This window comes from Ekhidna sp., from assembly GCF_039960695.1.
GTDB lineage: Bacteria > Bacteroidota > Bacteroidia > Cytophagales > Cyclobacteriaceae > Ekhidna.
In genome coordinates this window covers 86,140-103,441 of the sequence record NZ_JBDVKP010000003.1, presented here as the reverse complement: position 1 = coordinate 103,441, position 17,302 = coordinate 86,140, and the positions used below count along the sequence as shown (strand labels likewise).

The following is a 17,302-nucleotide window of genomic DNA, read 5'->3' as shown; positions in this document are numbered from 1 at the left end:
GCACAACTAAACCTCTATCCTATGAATCTACAGATAAAAAATCTATCAAAAACCTACTCAAATGGAGTTCAAGCACTTAATGATGTGACGCTGGACATCCCTACGGGAATGTTTGGACTGCTTGGGCCGAATGGAGCCGGCAAATCAAGTCTTATGAGAACCATCGCGACACTTCAAGAACCAGATACCGGAAGTATTGTGCTTGGAGATTTGGACGTGCTTAAAGAAAAAGATGAAGTAAGGAAAATTTTAGGCTACCTACCTCAAGAGTTTGGCGTGTACCCTAAAATAAGCGCAGAAGTGCTTTTAGATCACTTAGCTGTACTAAAAGGAGTCACGAACAATAAGGAGCGCAAGGAATTAGTTGAGACGCTCCTTCATAAAACCAATCTATGGCAAGCACGAAAGAAAAATTTGGGAGGTTTCTCCGGTGGTATGAAGCAGAGGTTTGGAATTGCCCAGGCTTTACTTTCCAATCCTAAACTCATCATTGTAGATGAGCCAACAGCGGGACTTGATCCAGCTGAAAGAAATCGTTTCCTAAATCTATTAAGTGAATTGGGTGAAAACACTGTGGTGATTCTCAGTACCCACATAGTGGACGATGTAAAGGAACTGTGCACGCGAATGGCCATAATTAACGAAGGCAAAGTTTTGTTTCAGGGCAGTCCATCCAGTGCCCTTGATGAAATCAAAGGAAAAGTATGGAAGAAAAAGATTGAAAAAGCTGAATTGGAGCACTATCAAAGTGAATATACGGTTATTTCAGACCGGTTAATTGCTGGAAAACCTGAAATCCATGTATTGTCGGATTCAAGCCCAGATCCATCATTCGAAAAAGTTGAGGCAGATCTGGAAGATGTGTATTTCTCGCACATTTTATCTACTCAAAAAGAAGCGGTACCAGCTTAATTTCCAATCAAAAGAAAACAAACATGTGGTTTAAAATATTAAAATTCGAAATTCAGTACCGCAAAAAGAGACCTGCAACGTATGTCTACTTTGCAATCCTTTTCCTCATGGCTGTATTGACTATGAGCACTGACATAATACAAGTGGGTGGAGGGTCAGGTTTGGTAAAAGAAAACTCTCCTACCACCATTGCAAATATGATGGCCATTTTATCTGGCATCATGATGATGATCACCTCCGCAATCATGGGAGTAGCGGTTTTGAGAGACTTTGAGCACAATACAGAGTCCATGCTGTTTACTTCACCAATCACAAAATTTGACTATTTGATGGGACGTTTTCTAGGGTCTTTTTTAGTTGTATTATTTGTGTTTGGAGGGATGATGCTGGGATTTATGATCGGAGAGTTCTTCAATCCGGACAAGGAAAAAATGCTTCCTTTCAATTTGTATCATTACATGTATCCCTTTGTAACTATCGTGATGCCTAACCTTTTCTTTACAAGTGCGCTTTTCTTCATCACTGGTGCACTCTCGAGAAAAATGGTTACTGTGTATGCACAGTGGATTTTACTGTTCGCAGTTTATCAGACTGCTCTTCTTTTAACCCGAGAAGTCGATAATCGTTCACTGGCAGCCTTGATCGATCCTTTTGCAATTCGGACCATTCAAAATAAAATCCAGTATTGGACGGTAGCTGAGCAAAACAGCATGGTCGTACCATTCAACGGTGTAGTCTTGTGGAATAGATTGATGTGGATGGGTATTGGACTTCTTTCATTAATTATTGGCTACTTCTCATTCAGTTTCAATGTGGTGAGAAAATCATGGTTTAAGAAGAAGAATACCAAGGTAGAAGTCGCATCAAAAACAGATGTGAAATTACCTACAGTCAATTTTAATTTTGGCCTCAACACCTACCTTCTGCAACTAAGGAAGCAAACCTGGTTTTACTTCAAATCCGTAATCGCTAGTATCCCATTTAAAGCAATCATTGGATTTGGGTTCTTCCTTATGATCGTTAATTCATTTTTTATAGGAAGAGTATTTGGAACGTATACCTATCCCACTACCTACCTGATGCTTGAATTGATAACAGGTTCATTTGGGCTCTTCTTTTTAATAATCCTGGTCTTTTATTCAGGTGAATTAGTTTGGCGGGAGCGAGATGTAAAAATCAATTTGATTCAAGATGCTTTACCGATGCCTGACTTCATTAGCCTTTTGAGTAAGTTTTTTGGATTACAGCTGGTATTTGTGGTGCTCAACCTGATCCTTATTGGATCCGGTGTACTTATACAAGCACTGAAAGGCTATTACAAATTTGACTTGCCTGTTTACTTCTACACATTGTTCACTGAGACGCTCTCTTTTGTCATTCTCTTTTCTCTTTTAGCATTTTTTGTTCAGGTTTTGGTGAATAATAAATTCCTCGGGCATGCAGTAGTCATTGTTTTCTTTATTGCCACCGGAATCCTGGATCTATTAGGCTTGGAACATAGTCTCTTTCAATTTGGCAGTGCCAGCTTAGGTACATATTCGGAGATGAATGGCTATGGACATTTCGTTACCAGTTTCTCTTGGTTCGATATTTATTGGTTAGCATTTAGCATTTTCCTATTTGGGGTTGCGGTTGTTTTTGCGGTCAGAGGATCAGAAGCTGCCATGAAATGGAGATGGCATATAGGTAAAATGAGGTTATCCAAACCAATTCTGACACTCATCATTACAACATTTTTAACTTTCGTGCTTTCAGGCTGCTACATTTTCTACAATACCAATGTTGAAAACACATACCGTAATTCGGATGAGCAAGAAGCCCTACAAGCCGATTATGAACGCGCACTCAAAAAGTATGAGTTCGTTCTTCAACCAAAGGTGACGAGCATGAATGTAAAGGCTGAGTTATATCCATACGAAAGGGATTACAGTATGGAAGGTTCATACACGCTTAAAAATTTCGAAGATCAGCCCATCGATAGCATACACTTACAATTGGGCTTGGATGAAGATCTAACATATGAAACAGCCACATTTAGCCGGCCAACCACTATCGTGGAAAGCTATGATGAATATCGCTACTATGTACACAAATTAGAGGAGCCGCTCCAGCCCGGAGACTCTATTGATCTCAACTTCAAGTTTGTTTTCAACACCATTGGGTTTAAGGAATCGGGTTCAAATACAAGCATTGTTTTCAATGGCACTTTTTTAAACAATAGCAGCTTCCCGAGTCTTGGTTATAACTCTGGCAACGAATTGGGGAGCGATGATGATAGAAAAGACAATGACCTAAAACCCAAAGAACGCATGATGAAACGCAACAATCCCATTGGATTGCGTCAAAACTTCATCAGCGACGATTCTCATGGTATTGACTTTGAAATTGTGATAGGGACGGTCACTGATCAGATCGCAATAGCACCTGGCTATCTTCAAAGAGAATGGGAAGAAAATGGCAGACGTTATTTCCATTATAAAATGGACCAGAAAATGATGCCATTCTTCAACATTGTCTCAGCGAGATATGAAGTGGTAAAAGATCGAACAACTATCGCTTTGAACGACTCAATAGACCGTGATATCGATTTGGAGATTTACTATCACAAAGGACACGAATTCAATCTGGAAAGTATGATGAAAGGCATGAAGCATTCGTTTAAGTACTTCTCAGAAAACTTCAGCCCTTACCAATATAGACAGATGCGCATATTGGAGTTTCCAAGGTATGCTTCTTTCGCACAGTCGTTTGCTAATACAGTACCATTTTCTGAAGCGATAGGCTTCATGGTGAAAGTAGAGGCGGAAGACGATGTGGATGTCACCTACTTTGTGACTGCTCACGAGCTGGCTCATCAGTGGTGGGGACATCAGCTTTTTCCAGCCAATGTTCAGGGGAGCGCAGTGCTTTCTGAAACACTTTCTCAGTATTCAGCATTGATGGTGATGAAGCAAGAATATCCTCAAGAACATCTCAAAGAGTTCCTGAAAGAAGAGCTCAACAGATACCTTAGTGGAAGAACTACCGAACAGAAGAAGGAAATGCCTTTGGCTTTGGCTGAGAATCAAGCATACATTCACTATGGAAAGGGAGCCAATATTATGTATGCGCTGCAGGATTACATTGGAGAAGATAGCGTAAATGCTGCCCTTCAAAGGTTAATGACTGACTGGGGGGATGGAACATTAGGCCGAAATGGTCGATATGCAACCACGATCGATTTAGTTGGATATCTAAGGGATGTGACTCCAGACAGTTTACAAGGTATCATCACAGACTTTTTTGATACAATCATCTTATATGAAAACAAAGTAGATGAAAGCACATATCAGAAGGATGGTGATGGAAAATACTTTGTCAGTTTGGAATTAAATACCAAAAAAATGGAATCTGATAGCCTTGGCTTTTCTTCACAAATACAAATCAATGATTGGATTGATGTCGGCGTCTATGCGCTGGATGAAGAAGGCGATGAAAAACTGATCTACCTTAAAAAGCACCTATTTACAGGAGATGAAACTTCAATTCAAATTGAGGTCGGTAAAAAGCCATCATCGGTAGGAATAGATCCACTTAATAAGCTGATCGATAGAAATCCGGATGACAATACCAAGAAAATTTCAGAAGCTGAGTCGACTTAGTTCAGAAATCAAAGGCAGCGTAAGGCTGCCTTTTTTTATATTCAACAAATGAGAGACATACTAAAGCTTGCACGTATACAGATAATAATCTGTGTGCTCTTCGTTATATGCAAAGCCTGGTTTAGACCATTTATCCTCGATAGGGATTTTCATGTGATTTTTGATATTATCGTTTTATCGCTACCGAACTTTTTTGAAAGTATTGTAGGTGTGCTATCGCTTACGTACATTGGTTTATACCTAAATCATCGCTTTGTAAAAGCCGGGGAAAAAATTAAAGACAAGCATCTATACCTGCTCGCTACGCTGCTGGCTGCCATTTTTGTACTAACTCAAGAGTTTAAGATTCATAACCTGGGTGGCAATAATGTTTACGATCCATATGATGTCCTCTTTTCTATCATTGGTCTCTCCGCAGGGTTCGCTATAGTCTGGAAAATGCAACCAAAATATGACTAGTCGGTCGGCGCAGTTCTCGCCGCACGATACCCGTATGCAGCATTTCGAGGGCCTCCACTCCATGCTCCGTATCTTCTAAAAGCTATCGGACTAAATGGATTGAAGTCAGTGATATCACCTTTAACTCCATAATAGCCACCTCCGCGATAGCCATACCCTTCCACCTCTCTGAAGCCTTCGGGCCAATCTTCTACGTCTGCATAACCATAGTAGCTTATACTTCCATCTCCATGAACCCCTTTAAAGGACCTGCCTTTCTCATCACCAACGGTGATTACTTTTTCCCACATGCTACCAGCAAGGTTCATCACCCAATAGTAGGATGCACCAAATATCTCACGGTTTTCTTCTGTTAAATCTGCTTCGGTCATCCCATTTAGAAACACCTGCTCCTGTGTAACCGGGTCGATACGGTTGACCATACGATCAATGGATGAGGTATTCCATGGATATTCTCTTGATTTAGGCCTTAAAGGTCCTCGACATGCTTTAGTAAACTCAAGCTCAGTATATGGGCGAAGTGCAGCCCAGTCCGTAAATGCCATCATGTCGTCCCAATGAAAATACACATTTCGTCTGTCAGGAGCTGCAGCCACATACTTTCCATCTTTTAGCTCGATGGTTCCACCATGTTTCTTGTAGTTTGGGGAGCCAAAGTTGACTCTTACGGTCGCAGCTGTCTTCCCGATTAAATTAAGAAATCTAGCATACTGCCCTTGAGTAACTTCATATTTCATAATATAAAACGACTCATAGCCATTGGGAAAGTCGGATGGAATCGTCCCTTTCTGATCACCCTGATAGATATTATTTCTGCTTTGATAGTAGAGCGACCCTTTATCTGGACCGACAGGTATTTCCTGAGATGCAGACGTAATTTTAAATAAGCCGTCAAAATCTCCGTTTGAATCCGACTGATAAAATGCTCCAAAATTAAGTGCCTCTTTTAATGGATCTCCCAATGTAAATCCTCCTTCCGGTATGTAAACCATTTCTATTGCTATCGCCTCCATCCGCTCAAAGCGTGTACGAAAATTAGTCTTAGTCGTATCTCGCTCTACAGTAATGTGGTAGGTAATATCTCCTCGATATTTAGTGCCTGGAAACACAAATAATCCAGCACCATCTTCGGCTACTTCAATCTTTGCATCTGGCATGGCATTAGCTCCTTTCCAGAGCATCTTGGCACTTCCGGCTTTTAAGTATTGGTGCCTGGACCCATCCTCTAGATCTAGCTTGAAAAAGACCCAAGCAGCATCACGATTGCGTTCATTGTGCCAGCTATTTTTCCAGGAAATAGTAAAATTGATTGCATATGGTTCACTATCCAATCCACGAACAGATTCCACATAGGTAACCTCAACATCTGTAGCTAAGCAGAAGGAAGATATTAATAGCAAGAAAGCAGAAGAAATTGATTTGATCATGATTATAAGGTTTGGTCAGAATTATTAACTAAATATCCAACGCACAGTTTCGTGATCAGTTTTATCCCATAAAGATTCTACTCGTACTTCAGATAGAAAATACCTTTTAATCTGGCTTCTTCCCAAGGCTGCTGCGTGCCGTCACTGATCTCCTCCACACTATTTCTCGTACGCATAAATACATCCTCAATCCGCTGAGGTTTGGTCATTTGCTTGATCAGTTCTCCGGTGTAAAGTCCATTCTCACCTTCACCATCTGAAGCAACATTTCCCGGACCTGTCGCATAAGCGATCAAGGTACCTGATGGCGGAGTTTCTTTGGCTAAACCGGCTCCTCCTCTCTTTCCTGTTGGAAATGGGTTATTTCTACAAGCATCAAGTATGATCATGTTTAAACCATCTTCATTAGCATACTCAATGGTTCGAAGCACACCTGTCAGTGGAATACTTTTCAGTTTTACGTCTAAAGGACTGGCTATTTCAGAATCTACCGGAACCAAGTAGTTGACGCCTTCTATTTCTAGTCCGTGTCCGGCATAGAAGAAAATTGATACGTCCACATCGCGAATGGATGAACCATATTTATAGATGGCTCGCTTCATATCCTCGTACGATCCGTCTAAAACAGATGTCACTTCAAATCCTAGAGTTTCCAGGGTCGTTGCCATGGATTTTGCATCATTAACCGTATTATTAAGTGCACCAGTGCCTGCATAGGCTGCATTACCAATGACCAAAGCCACACGTTTTTGCGATGAATAGTCAACTGTAGTAGCTGCTTGATCTACACTTATTTCAGGATTCCTGGTAATATAAAAATCTTTGAATGTGCTGTTTGATTGATAGTCTTCAGCCAGCACCCTGATTTTATTCTTCCCTGGTAACAGGCCAACATGTGCGCTAAACTTACCATTTGGTAAGATTTCTGCTTCTTTACCATTCACTGTTACTGTCTTGATTTTGGCACCGTCAGAAAGAACACCTTGCATCTCTATGGTAGACTGTTGAACGATAGCTTCGGCAATATTTCGCTTAAGAGTTGGCTTTGTGATCTTGATTTGAGGAGCAGAATTCCTCTGCAATTCAAACAAATGAATGGTTCCGTTTTTATCGCCCGCTGCCAGATAAGAGTCATCTGTGGATATCTCAATAGTTTCTGGAAACTCATCAAGCGTCACTTCGCTTGCCGTCGCCCCTTGATCTAGATTTACCAGCGTTAACCTGAATCTTTTTTCTGTATAGTATGCAATATGGCTTGGGCCTGGTCCCAGCACTATATCATCCACACGATCGTTCACGCGAATTCGCTTAACTTCATTTGAAGAGTCCCAGTCATAGGCAATAATGCTATTCCTGCGTTCCGGTTGTCCACCTTGAATTCCTCCTTTCGGAACAAAGACTTCTTGAACTCCAGTCACAAAGAGGTCACTTCCTTTATTAGAAGCACCGGCATGCATGACAGAGGACGATCCGGCGTACTCATCACTCCTCAACCTTACTTCGCGCAGCACTTTTTGATTGACCGGATTACACATCAATGCAGTGCCATCCTGCCCCATTACCGCTAATTGCTGCCCAAACCTGTCGTATCCAAGATATATCGGTTTATCCACACGATCTCCTACTCTAATCTGGGCTTGTTGCATCTGGGCTCTCAAGCTAAAAACTTTTAATTCTTCATCATCATTCACATAACTGATGAATTGCCTCTCCGGATCTATACTAACCAAAACAGGCTTATCTTTTAGCTCAACAGTTCGTAATTTTTGATAGGATGAAGCATCGAAAAAATTCAATCCCCCGTTTTCATCTACTATTAAAAATTCAGCATCGTCTTTTAAGAAAGAAACAAAAATGATTTCATCTCCGACGCGGTTAGATGCAACAGGTCGCAATTCTTTTAAATCCCAGAATTGAAAATTCCCTTTGCGATCTCCGGCAATCATCTGTTCTGAATCCGAAGAGAATGCAATCGAGGTAACCCGGTCTAACGATGACGAAAGTTTACCTACCGGAATAATCGAAATCTGCTGGGCTCCTACATTAAAAGCCAGGTAGAAAAGGATAGTGATTAAATTAAGTCGCATGTGGATCAAGTACCTTTTTTACCAATGATATATCCAAAACCGATGGTAAACTGGATCAAGCGTCCGCCTCCTTCACCATCAAATGAAATCGGAAATCCCAGAAAATCGAGCTCAACTTTTTCATTCAAAATGGTACCAAAAGTGAGATTATTATCAATATTGATTCGTTCAGAAATGAAAAACTTAACTCCTGCAGATAAGGATACTACCTGTCTTTTAAACTTGGTTTCAAATGAAGCGCTACCGCCTCCTCCGGGAATAAATCCTCCAAAACCAAAACCATCGCCCAAATCAGAACCCGTTCCGGATAAATCACCATTTTCGATAAGCGTATTATAGAGCGTAAATTTTGCGCCTAGATACGGTAAAACTTTCCCATTATCAGAGAGAAATGAATAATCCAAATAAAAATTCCATGCACTCGATTTTACAGTAAAGGCATCATTAAGTACCTTGGCTGTTGCTATACTGGGCGAAACTCCAAATGAAACATTGTCAGTGATGTAGTATTGCCAATTCAGAATCAACGTTGAATAGGAATAATTCATGATATCAGCGTCTCCATTTTGTTTCATTAGGCCAAAATTTGCACCAACGTTCATATCTCCTTTTTGCACCTGGGCAAAAGAGGCAGTTGCTATCATCGTGAAAGCAATAAGTATGATTCTCTTCATGGCTTTAATTTTTTCGTCCTATTATGTATCCCAAACCTACATTGATTTGCATGACCGTTCCATCAGCATCAAAACCTAGGTCATCCAGCGTTTCATTCTGAGCAATTATTCGTGTGATGCTGAAATTGTTATCAATATTCAACCGTTCGGTTATGAAGAACTTCAGGCCAACATTTCCCCCTACACTATCAGTAATAAAAGGATCGTCATCTCCGGCTTGCTTTTGCACAAGTTTGGTATACTGACCTCCAAAATAAGGGAGAACAAATCCTCCATTTGTCAAAAATGAATAATTAAGGAAGACATTGTAGCCGATGGTGTTGCTTTTAGAGACGGCTACCGTATCACTGTCTTTGGTTCTGCTCCAGCTAAATCTGGGACCTACACCAAGCGAAAGGTTTTTGGTAATGAAATAAGTATAAGAAACGTAAAGGTTAATGCGGGTGTCCTTAGATCCTCCGCTGATCGAATTGATATCAAATCCGAATCCTAGATTCTGATCCGATCCCTGTACTTGCGCGTTCGCCGTAGTGAGCGTAAACACCAGCAAGCACAGACTTATTGGCAATAATAATTTCATGGTAGTCAATTGGTGACCGCATCAATTTAATAAATAAATTGTGATCTATATCGAAATAGACCATCTGTGTAAACCTGCTTTTTCTTCAGCTGATCCATTCATTAACTTTCCAAAAAAATATAAATCATGAGAATCCTATTTGTAACATCACTCATTGCTGCATCATTGCTATCTTTTGCACAGGATGTACCTGGGTATTCGGGAAAATTTAATGCCATCGACCGATTACTAGCACCCGTCAATTCCTATCGGACAGCATCTGGTGCTCCTGGTGAAGATTATTGGCAACAGCGAGCAGATTACAAAATCAAAGCTTCTATTGATGAAAACACCAATGAACTCACAGGTGAAGAAACCATCACCTATTACAACAATTCACCTCATGGTTTAAAATTCTTATGGCTCAATATTGAGCAAAACGTAAATAGAAAAGGAAATGAAGATTTTGGTGACGTACTGGGAGGAGTGCGAGACTCTATCAGTTCTCTTCAAATGCAATACCTAATTCGTCCGATCGATTTTCCAGCAGGAACGGACATTCAATGGATCAAAGATGAAAATGGCAAAGACCTTCCATATATAGTAAACAATACATTGCTTCGACTAAATCTTCCACAGGCATTGCAGTCAGGTCAGAACGTCACATTTACTATCAAATGGAAAAACTACATCACGGACAGAGCTAAGTTCCTTCTTTCCAGAGAAGGATACGAATACTTTCCGGAAGATGACAACAAGGTATTTTTACTCGGTCATTGGTTTCCAAGAATGGCTGTATACAACGATACTGAAGGCTGGCAAAACAAGCAGTTTAGAAGACTGGGTGAGTTTGCGCTCGAATTCGGAGATTACGAGGTGGAGCTTACTGTGCCAGAAGATCACATTGTAGCTGGTACTGGCATACTTATGAATGAGTCTGAAGTTTTGACTAAGACACAGCGTGACCGAATGAGTAAAGCTCGAAAATCTTTTGATGAGCAGCTTTTCATTATCACACCTGAGGAAGCTCGTGAAAATGAAAAAACGAAGAAAAAAGGGACTAAAACCTGGAAGTTTAAAGCCGAAAACGTTCGAGATGTAGCGTTTGCCAGTTCCAGAAAGTTCATTTGGGATGCCATCGCAGTGAAACTACCAACCAACACAGTAATGGCAATGTCCTTTTATCCAAAAGAAGGCCTTCCTGTGTGGACGGAAGAATCTACAAATGGTGTTAAGCAAGCATTAGAAGTATATTCCGAAGCAACTTTCGATTATCCATATCCGGTAGCTATATCAGTAAATACATCAAACATTGGTATGGAATTTCCAATGATTTCTTTCAACGGTGGTCGTCCGGTAGATGGACAAATCAGCGAACAAGCTCGAAGAGGTATGACCAGTACGATCATTCATGAAGTAGGTCACAACTGGTTTCCAATGATCGTGAGCTCAGATGAACGAAAGTGGATGTGGATGGATGAAGGCTTGAATACATTTCTTCATCAGCGAACCTTGGCAGAGCGATACCCACAATGGTCAAGCACACGTCCAAAAGATATTATTCCATTTATGATGGGAGATCAAAAAACACTCCGACCAATCATGACAAACTCTGATAACGATCTGCTGTTTCAAATGGGTGCCAACTTCTATCAAAAACCAACAGTAGGACTTCAGATGCTCAGAGAAACCATTGTTGGAAAAGAACTCTTCGATGCTGCTTTTAAAGAATATGCCAACCGATGGAAATACAAGCACCCAAATCCTTCAGACTTCTTCAGAACACTGGAAGATGGTACTGCTACTGATCTGGACTGGTTCTTTAAAGGCTGGTTCTTTACTACTGAAACAATAGATATTGAACTTGCAGAAGTAAAGTGGTATCAACTCAAAGAGGAGCAAGCAACCGTTGAAAACAAGCAACAGAAAGGAAATTCTAAGCGTATAACTGGCACAGGTAATGGTTCTGAAGGAGAGGGGTTTTCAGACGGTCCCCAGCCATTTACCATGACACCAACAAGTGGTAACTCCTACGGTCAGTTTCTTAGCAGATTGGATGAAGGTAAGATGAGAGACAAGCTTTCAGGAAAACACATTTATGAGCTTAAACTGCAAAATAAAGGTGGTTTGGTGATGCCAGTGATTATCGAGTGGACATACGCTGATGGCACCAAGGAAATGCAGCAATTGCCGGCTGAAATCTGGAGGTTGAATGAAGCTGAAGTAACAAAGACCTTTTTAAAAGATAAAGAGGTCGTGAATATTGCAATTGACCCAAATCAGCAACTTCCAGATGTAAATCTTGAAAACAACATGTTCCCGAGACCGGAGCAAAAGGATAAATTTGAAGAAATGAAAAAGGATGAGTAACTTATATTACTCATACTGGTTATATCACAGAAAATAACATATAAATAAAACATAAACCGCCGCCCATATGTCAGAGCATGAAGATATTATACCGAGTGTCAGATTCAACCCCAACACTGGATTACTAAAAATTGAAGGTAGATCACTGATGCGTGATGTTCAGGATTTTTACCTACCGATCATTGATCAAATCAAGCACACAACCGTTCCTACATTTATTGTAGAATTAAAGCTTGAACACTTCGATACTGGCACTATGAAATGCCTTTATCAGCTAATGATCGTATTGCAAGAGAAGCAATCTATGGGTGCCATGTTAATGATCAGGTGGTTTAGTGAAGAAGGTGATGATGATCACAAAGAACTTGGAGAAGATTTGGAAAACAGATCGGGTCTAAAATTCCAATACGTCAATTACTAAAAAAAGCCTCATCATCAGATGAGGCTTTTTTTCATTGGCTACTTTGTAGTTAACTATTCTTTTGTACCCTGTACGGTCACGCCAAATTGCTTCAATTCCATACTCATGCTGGTTTTCTCGCCAGAGTTGTCAAACTCGACTACAACTTGTCCATCCAGTGAAATCCACTTGCCGTCTTTTGGCATCACTACTACATTCATGCCAGCAGCAGGCACTTGTGCTTTCACCAAACCATCTTCCATTTTCATGGTCGCCTGAATGTTGAAATTGGCAATATTGTACGTTCCGTAGATAAATTCTGGAACTTCCACTCCTATCATTCGGTCCTTTAGAGGTGGGTAGAAATTATCCGTATCATCCACATCAGGAAGGCTTGCATTTACAGCGATGGTCTCTACCTTCTTGTAGTTAGGAATGGTCACCTCAAACTTGTCTTTGCCAGCCATGGTTTTAGCAGACATTGAAGTTTCGTATTCCGTTCCATCATTGTACTTCACTTCTACTTTGACCGGAACTGGTCTATTACCCAGGTTGGATACAGTAAGTTTATCTTTTTTGATTCCATCGATCTTCACGCTTGGATAGCCATATTCAAAGAACCATGGCTTCCATAGCCAGCTTAGATCCTGACCGCTTACATTCTCAAAAGTGTAAAAGAAATCAAACGGAATTGGAGACTTCTTGGCCCAGCGATTAATGTACTCCTTATATGCTTTAAAAAACATCTCATCACCTAAGTGATAGTGTAACATAGAGTAAATGAAGGCTGGCAATGGATATGCTGAATAGCCGTAGTTGGTGCCATCCATGAATTGAGAAGAAGTGAAAAGTGGTACATCTTCATACTGCCCTTGCATCCCTCCTACGCTACCCTTATAGTTGGTAAACAAATCCGAGCTATCGTTTCTGAAGAATCTGTTGGTAACCAAAGAAGTGACATAATCAGCCCATCCTTCGTCCATCCATGCAAATCGTCTTTCGTTTACACGCACATACATTGGGAAGTACATATGATACATTTCGTGCACAGTTACACCAAGTCCTGGACCGCCATTATAGGCCATCATTGGAAACTCCATGCCTCCTCCACCAAGTCCGATGAACGTAGTGAATCTAGGATATGGATAAGGAACACCTGGGATATCCTCTGAGAAGTGCTTCATGGTCTTTTGCTGATTTGGAGTCATCGCTGCAAAACCTTGTGGGTTCCCTGTAGGATAAACTGAGCTGATCATAACATCTCGTCCATCTACCTTTTGAGAAGCTGCATTCCAATCGTAGTGATCACTCATTGCGAAAGCAAAGTCAGGTACTTCGTCAGCTTTAAATTTCCATGTTCCCGTCTTGTGCTCAAATCCGTCTTTCAAATCATCACCATTAATGATGTCCATAGGGTCAGTAGCTGTCAGTGCCTTGTTGTATCGCTCCAGGATTTCAGGATTGAATACCTCTTCTGGATTTTGTAATACTCCTGTCGCCCATACAGTAAAAGATTTAGGTACATTGAACTCCACATTGAAGTTGGCCAGGTTGTTATAAAACTCCGTTCTGAAAGAGTAATCCTGTGTATCCCAGCCAAATACATCATCGTATACAGCCACTTGCGGATACCAGTATGCCACAAAGAAAGACGTACTGTCCGCCACGCCTGTTCTTCGATTAGTGTAAGGAACAAACTGCTCCCAATTGATTGCGAGTTCAATGCTTTCACCGCTTTTTACCGGCTCCGCCAGACGCAAGAAAATATTTGTTCCACGTCGGGTAAAAGCTCGGCTCTCCATATCTACAGAGTCGCCACGCACTTGAACCATGTTTAATGTTACTCCATCATCAATGTCTCGCTCATCCACACGTGACGCACGTGGATTGCCTTTCCGGTACACATCGTTGTACAGGCGTACTACAACTGTGCTCAGGTCATCCGGGCTGTTGTTCGTATAGGTAATTGAGGAGGTACCACTGATACCGCGAGTTTCCGGATCGATGGTCGCCTTGATGTTATAATCTACGGTATTGTGCCAGTAGTTGGCACCTGGCTTGCCGTCATAAGATCTGGTGCCATTGTCAAACGCTTTCTTCATCTGCTGCGGCATGAAGAATCTCTTCTCCTGAGCCACCAGCGACACGCATAGCGTCATAGTGATTAGTAATACTAGTTGTCTCATAGGGTTTTTAAATTATTTGAATAAGATGAAGTGCAAAGAAAACAAATTGTTACAGGAAGGTGGCAACCGCTGGTGGAAATCAGAATTTGTAACCTAGATTGGTTAGAAACGGCTATTTACGTTTGAAATAACAAAAGGGTGGTTTGGACAGTGTAGATCAAATTTGGGTTTTTCAGTAGATTTAAGGATAATGTTGTTTACATTAATGTATTGGTTACTTAATGCAATAATCGAAGCTTATCGCTTTTCCAATTTTAAGACCTTACCAATTTAACCAATGAAAAAGCTCAATCTATTAACCCTTATTCTTTTTGCAATAACAATATTCTCTTGTTCTCAAAGTAATGAGAAAACCCATTCACATGGAGATGACACTCATAGTCATAGCCAAACTCAAGAGACATTTTCAATTGAAAAGCTAGTTGACGAGGTTAAAACAGTTCCAGATTCAATTATTGAGTATTTACATACTCAACATCATTCACATAAAGTATTGGAGCGAAGAACTGTCCCACCTGGCTACGAAAGCAAAGAGCTAAAAAACTGGAGTGAATATGTGGCTAAGGTAGAAGACTTACCTGCAATTAACCCTGGACCTGGTGAGTATGTCCATGTAATGGAAGGCTATAAACATGGTTATCAAAATCTTGTAATTGGCATCACTGAAACATTTCCAGGCGGAGCACCTCCCATGCACACCCATAAAGGAGAAGAATCTCATGTTTTACTTGAAGGGACTATCCTTTATGCACTAGGTGATACCCTGTTTACTATTGAGGCCCCGTACATTGTGAATATTCCTCCAATGGTACCTCATGCTTTCAAAAACATAGGAGAGAAAACTGCTAATCTTGTGGTGATTTTCCCCACCAACGTTTGGGAGTACGATGTTCTGGATTACTTCCCATTTGAGGAAAAGGAATAGAAATATTCTTTGTCACTGCCTTTACACCCAGTACCTATAGACGAACACCCGCTCACAAGAGGTCTTATAACATTATGAGTAAAGTCCATGCCACTTAGAATAACTCAAACTCAACAAAAGCTAATTCAATGAAAAAAACTGCAGGACTAATTGGACTCCTTTCAGTTTCCCTGTTTGTGATCTCATTGATCGTTTTTGGATCTCTTCATCCAAAATGGAACTTTCTTAATAATTTCATAAGTCAATTGGGCGCAAAAGGAGAACCATTAGCTCTTTGGTGGAATTTGATCGGATTCGTAAATGTTGGATTGTTGCTTCTGCTATTTGGCCTGTACTATGGCAAAGTCTTGAAAGATAAATTGGCAGGAATCCTGCTTTCTCTTTTTGGACTTGGATTTGCTCTCACCGCCATCCCAACAGATGAGTTGGATTCCAAATCAGCAGTTTCTAAAGCACATGTAGTCGCTATTTGTTTTGCTCTTGCTTTTTGGCTTTTTGGTCTGGCACGTATTAGCTCAAACGGCTCAAACAGTGCTCAAATTCGATATCGTGCAAATATTGCAGCTGTTTTACTGGTAAGCTCTATGATTGGATTTGCAATTGGTTTGTGGTCAATGCCACTCACCCACAGATTAGTATTTGCTGTAGTCTTCGGTTGGACAGCATGGACAAGTTTTGGTCTTTTGCGACATTCTTTTCAGAAATAAGTTTACTTAGCAAGCTTGGAGTTAATGCATCAAACATTCATCCAGCCATGAATATATCTCTAAACTGTTGTTAAAAAATCTTAATAATTAGTCATTCGATTCTTCGTTTTGGATATTTGACATGTGCGAATAATACTTATCATTTCTTTTGTCTTCATATCGCTGTTCGGCTATTCACAGCGAAATTACCTGTATGGGGTGGTCTCAGATTCAGGCACATCAGAAGCTATGATTGGTGTTCATATATCCAATCCCCAGGCCGGATTACTTACGAATACTAACGCTAATGGCACATTTAAAATTCCTGTGCAAGCCGGAGATACACTTGTCCTTTCTTACGTAGGATACAAAACAACTACATATGCGATTGAAGAAAATCAACCAATCGAACTCATCAATTTCTATTTAACACAAGAGGCCACAAAACTGACTGAAGTGGAGGTGAACGTTTTTCCAGAGTATTGGAGATTTAAACAAATGGTCGTAGATAGTCAGCCCGTAAATTCAACACACGTTGTGTTCGGGTTAGCAGCTATTCCTCTAGATGCATTTCCGCTGGAGGCCAATGAATTGAAAGTAGAACCTGCTAATTATCAAGCTCCAACTATTGGGATAGGTTTCAACCTGAGAGGACTGGGTAAAAAAGGGAAAGAAAAGAAAAAGCTAGAGAAAATTTTAGCACAGAAGGAGACTGAGCGTGCAGCCTACCGTAAGTTCAATCGAGACTGGGTGAGCCAAGAGACAGATCTTACTGGAGATGAATTAACCAATTTCATAGCCTTCTGCAAGTTCACACCTAAGTATCTGGCCGAAACCACACTATTTGAAATCCATGGGCGAATGATGGCTTTACTGGATGAATTTAAAGATGGACAAAACAAATCCAAAAATCAGAATTACAATCCAGGAGCCTGATTTAGATTGATTATCCACCAACTTCTTGGCTAAATTTGAT

At 40.6% G+C, this 17,302-nt stretch carries 13 protein-coding genes; 8 read left to right on the top strand and 5 right to left on the bottom strand.

From position 1 onward, the window contains the following. Positions 1–21: 21 nt before the first annotated feature. From ABJG98_RS00535 to ABJG98_RS00525, 3 genes are read left to right on the top strand one after another with little or no spacing between them, the layout of a single operon-like run. Positions 22–912 (top strand): ABC transporter ATP-binding protein, encoded by an 891-nt coding sequence (locus ABJG98_RS00535; protein ID WP_348277495.1) that lies wholly within the window; start codon positions 22–24, stop codon positions 910–912. 23 nt (positions 913–935) lie between these two features. Further along, positions 936–4,553, top strand: coding sequence for a M1 family aminopeptidase (locus ABJG98_RS00530; protein ID WP_348277494.1), 3,618 nt, complete (start codon positions 936–938; stop codon positions 4,551–4,553). A gap of 48 nt (positions 4,554–4,601) precedes the next feature. Next, positions 4,602–5,012 carry a hypothetical protein gene (locus ABJG98_RS00525; protein WP_348277493.1) on the top strand — a complete coding sequence of 137 codons (411 nt, stop codon included), beginning with the start codon at positions 4,602–4,604 and terminating at the stop codon, positions 5,010–5,012. On the opposite strand, the gene ABJG98_RS00520 is transcribed toward ABJG98_RS00525, so the two are convergent. The 4 genes from ABJG98_RS00520 to ABJG98_RS00505 all read right to left on the bottom strand — a co-directional run bounded on the left by ABJG98_RS00520 (position 5,009) and on the right by ABJG98_RS00505 (position 9,780). Then, positions 5,009–6,439: an SUMF1/EgtB/PvdO family nonheme iron enzyme gene (locus ABJG98_RS00520; protein ID WP_348277492.1), complete on the bottom strand. Its 1,431-nt coding sequence runs from the start codon at positions 6,437–6,439 to the stop codon at positions 5,009–5,011. The genes ABJG98_RS00525 and ABJG98_RS00520 overlap by 4 nt on opposite strands. 77 nt (positions 6,440–6,516) lie before the next feature. Beyond that, on the bottom strand, positions 6,517–8,526 hold the full coding sequence (locus tag ABJG98_RS00515) for a caspase family protein (protein WP_348277491.1): 2,010 nt from the start codon (positions 8,524–8,526) through the stop codon (positions 6,517–6,519). Between the two features lie 5 nt (positions 8,527–8,531). Continuing rightward, on the bottom strand, positions 8,532–9,200 hold the full coding sequence (locus tag ABJG98_RS00510) for an outer membrane beta-barrel protein (RefSeq protein WP_348277490.1): 669 nt from the start codon (positions 9,198–9,200) through the stop codon (positions 8,532–8,534). Between the two features lie 4 nt (positions 9,201–9,204). Continuing rightward, a complete protein-coding gene (locus tag ABJG98_RS00505; protein ID WP_348277489.1) occupies positions 9,205–9,780 on the bottom strand; it encodes an outer membrane beta-barrel protein in 576 nt (191 codons plus the stop codon). Positions 9,781–9,906: 126 nt separating this feature from the next. Between ABJG98_RS00505 and ABJG98_RS00500 the strand changes: the two genes are divergently transcribed. Together ABJG98_RS00500 and ABJG98_RS00495 are read left to right on the top strand one after the other, a co-directional pair. Next, positions 9,907–12,129, top strand: a complete 2,223-nt coding sequence (locus ABJG98_RS00500) for a M1 family metallopeptidase (RefSeq protein ID WP_348277488.1) — start codon at positions 9,907–9,909, stop codon at positions 12,127–12,129. A gap of 67 nt (positions 12,130–12,196) precedes the next feature. Next, the gene (locus tag ABJG98_RS00495; protein ID WP_348277487.1) at positions 12,197–12,550 is read left to right on the top strand and encodes a SiaC family regulatory phosphoprotein; all 354 of its coding nucleotides are present in this window, start codon (positions 12,197–12,199) and stop codon (positions 12,548–12,550) included. A 53-nt stretch (positions 12,551–12,603) separates the two neighbouring features. On the opposite strand, the gene ABJG98_RS00490 is transcribed toward ABJG98_RS00495, so the two are convergent. After that, positions 12,604–14,715: a M1 family metallopeptidase gene (locus ABJG98_RS00490; protein ID WP_348277486.1), complete on the bottom strand. Its 2,112-nt coding sequence runs from the start codon at positions 14,713–14,715 to the stop codon at positions 12,604–12,606. Positions 14,716–14,992: 277 nt separating this feature from the next. Between ABJG98_RS00490 and ABJG98_RS00485 the strand changes: the two genes are divergently transcribed. The 3 genes from ABJG98_RS00485 (at position 14,993) to ABJG98_RS00475 (ending at position 17,262) form a co-directional block, all read left to right on the top strand. Continuing rightward, positions 14,993–15,640, top strand: coding sequence for a cupin domain-containing protein (locus ABJG98_RS00485; RefSeq protein ID WP_348277485.1), 648 nt, complete (start codon positions 14,993–14,995; stop codon positions 15,638–15,640). 128 nt (positions 15,641–15,768) lie between these two features. Further along, positions 15,769–16,347, top strand: coding sequence for a DUF998 domain-containing protein (locus ABJG98_RS00480; RefSeq protein ID WP_348277484.1), 579 nt, complete (start codon positions 15,769–15,771; stop codon positions 16,345–16,347). Between the two features lie 123 nt (positions 16,348–16,470). Further along, positions 16,471–17,262: a carboxypeptidase-like regulatory domain-containing protein gene (locus ABJG98_RS00475; protein WP_348277483.1), complete on the top strand. Its 792-nt coding sequence runs from the start codon at positions 16,471–16,473 to the stop codon at positions 17,260–17,262. Positions 17,263–17,302: the final 40 nt, after the last annotated feature.

What these genes read in the sequence shown, in the direction of transcription:
- ABJG98_RS00535 (WP_348277495.1), top strand. Translation starts at nt 22, where the DNA reads ATGAATCTACAGATAAAAAATCTATCAAAAACCTACTCAAATGGAGTT.
- ABJG98_RS00530 (WP_348277494.1), top strand. Translation starts at nt 936, where the DNA reads ATGTGGTTTAAAATATTAAAATTCGAAATTCAGTACCGCAAAAAGAGA.
- ABJG98_RS00525 (WP_348277493.1), top strand. Translation starts at nt 4,602, where the DNA reads ATGAGAGACATACTAAAGCTTGCACGTATACAGATAATAATCTGTGTG.
- ABJG98_RS00520 (WP_348277492.1), bottom strand. Translation starts at nt 6,439, where the DNA reads ATGATCAAATCAATTTCTTCTGCTTTCTTGCTATTAATATCTTCCTTC.
- ABJG98_RS00515 (WP_348277491.1), bottom strand. Translation starts at nt 8,526, where the DNA reads ATGCGACTTAATTTAATCACTATCCTTTTCTACCTGGCTTTTAATGTA.
- ABJG98_RS00510 (WP_348277490.1), bottom strand. Translation starts at nt 9,200, where the DNA reads ATGAAGAGAATCATACTTATTGCTTTCACGATGATAGCAACTGCCTCT.
- ABJG98_RS00505 (WP_348277489.1), bottom strand. Translation starts at nt 9,780, where the DNA reads ATGAAATTATTATTGCCAATAAGTCTGTGCTTGCTGGTGTTTACGCTC.
- ABJG98_RS00500 (WP_348277488.1), top strand. Translation starts at nt 9,907, where the DNA reads ATGAGAATCCTATTTGTAACATCACTCATTGCTGCATCATTGCTATCT.
- ABJG98_RS00495 (WP_348277487.1), top strand. Translation starts at nt 12,197, where the DNA reads ATGTCAGAGCATGAAGATATTATACCGAGTGTCAGATTCAACCCCAAC.
- ABJG98_RS00490 (WP_348277486.1), bottom strand. Translation starts at nt 14,715, where the DNA reads ATGAGACAACTAGTATTACTAATCACTATGACGCTATGCGTGTCGCTG.
- ABJG98_RS00485 (WP_348277485.1), top strand. Translation starts at nt 14,993, where the DNA reads ATGAAAAAGCTCAATCTATTAACCCTTATTCTTTTTGCAATAACAATA.
- ABJG98_RS00480 (WP_348277484.1), top strand. Translation starts at nt 15,769, where the DNA reads ATGAAAAAAACTGCAGGACTAATTGGACTCCTTTCAGTTTCCCTGTTT.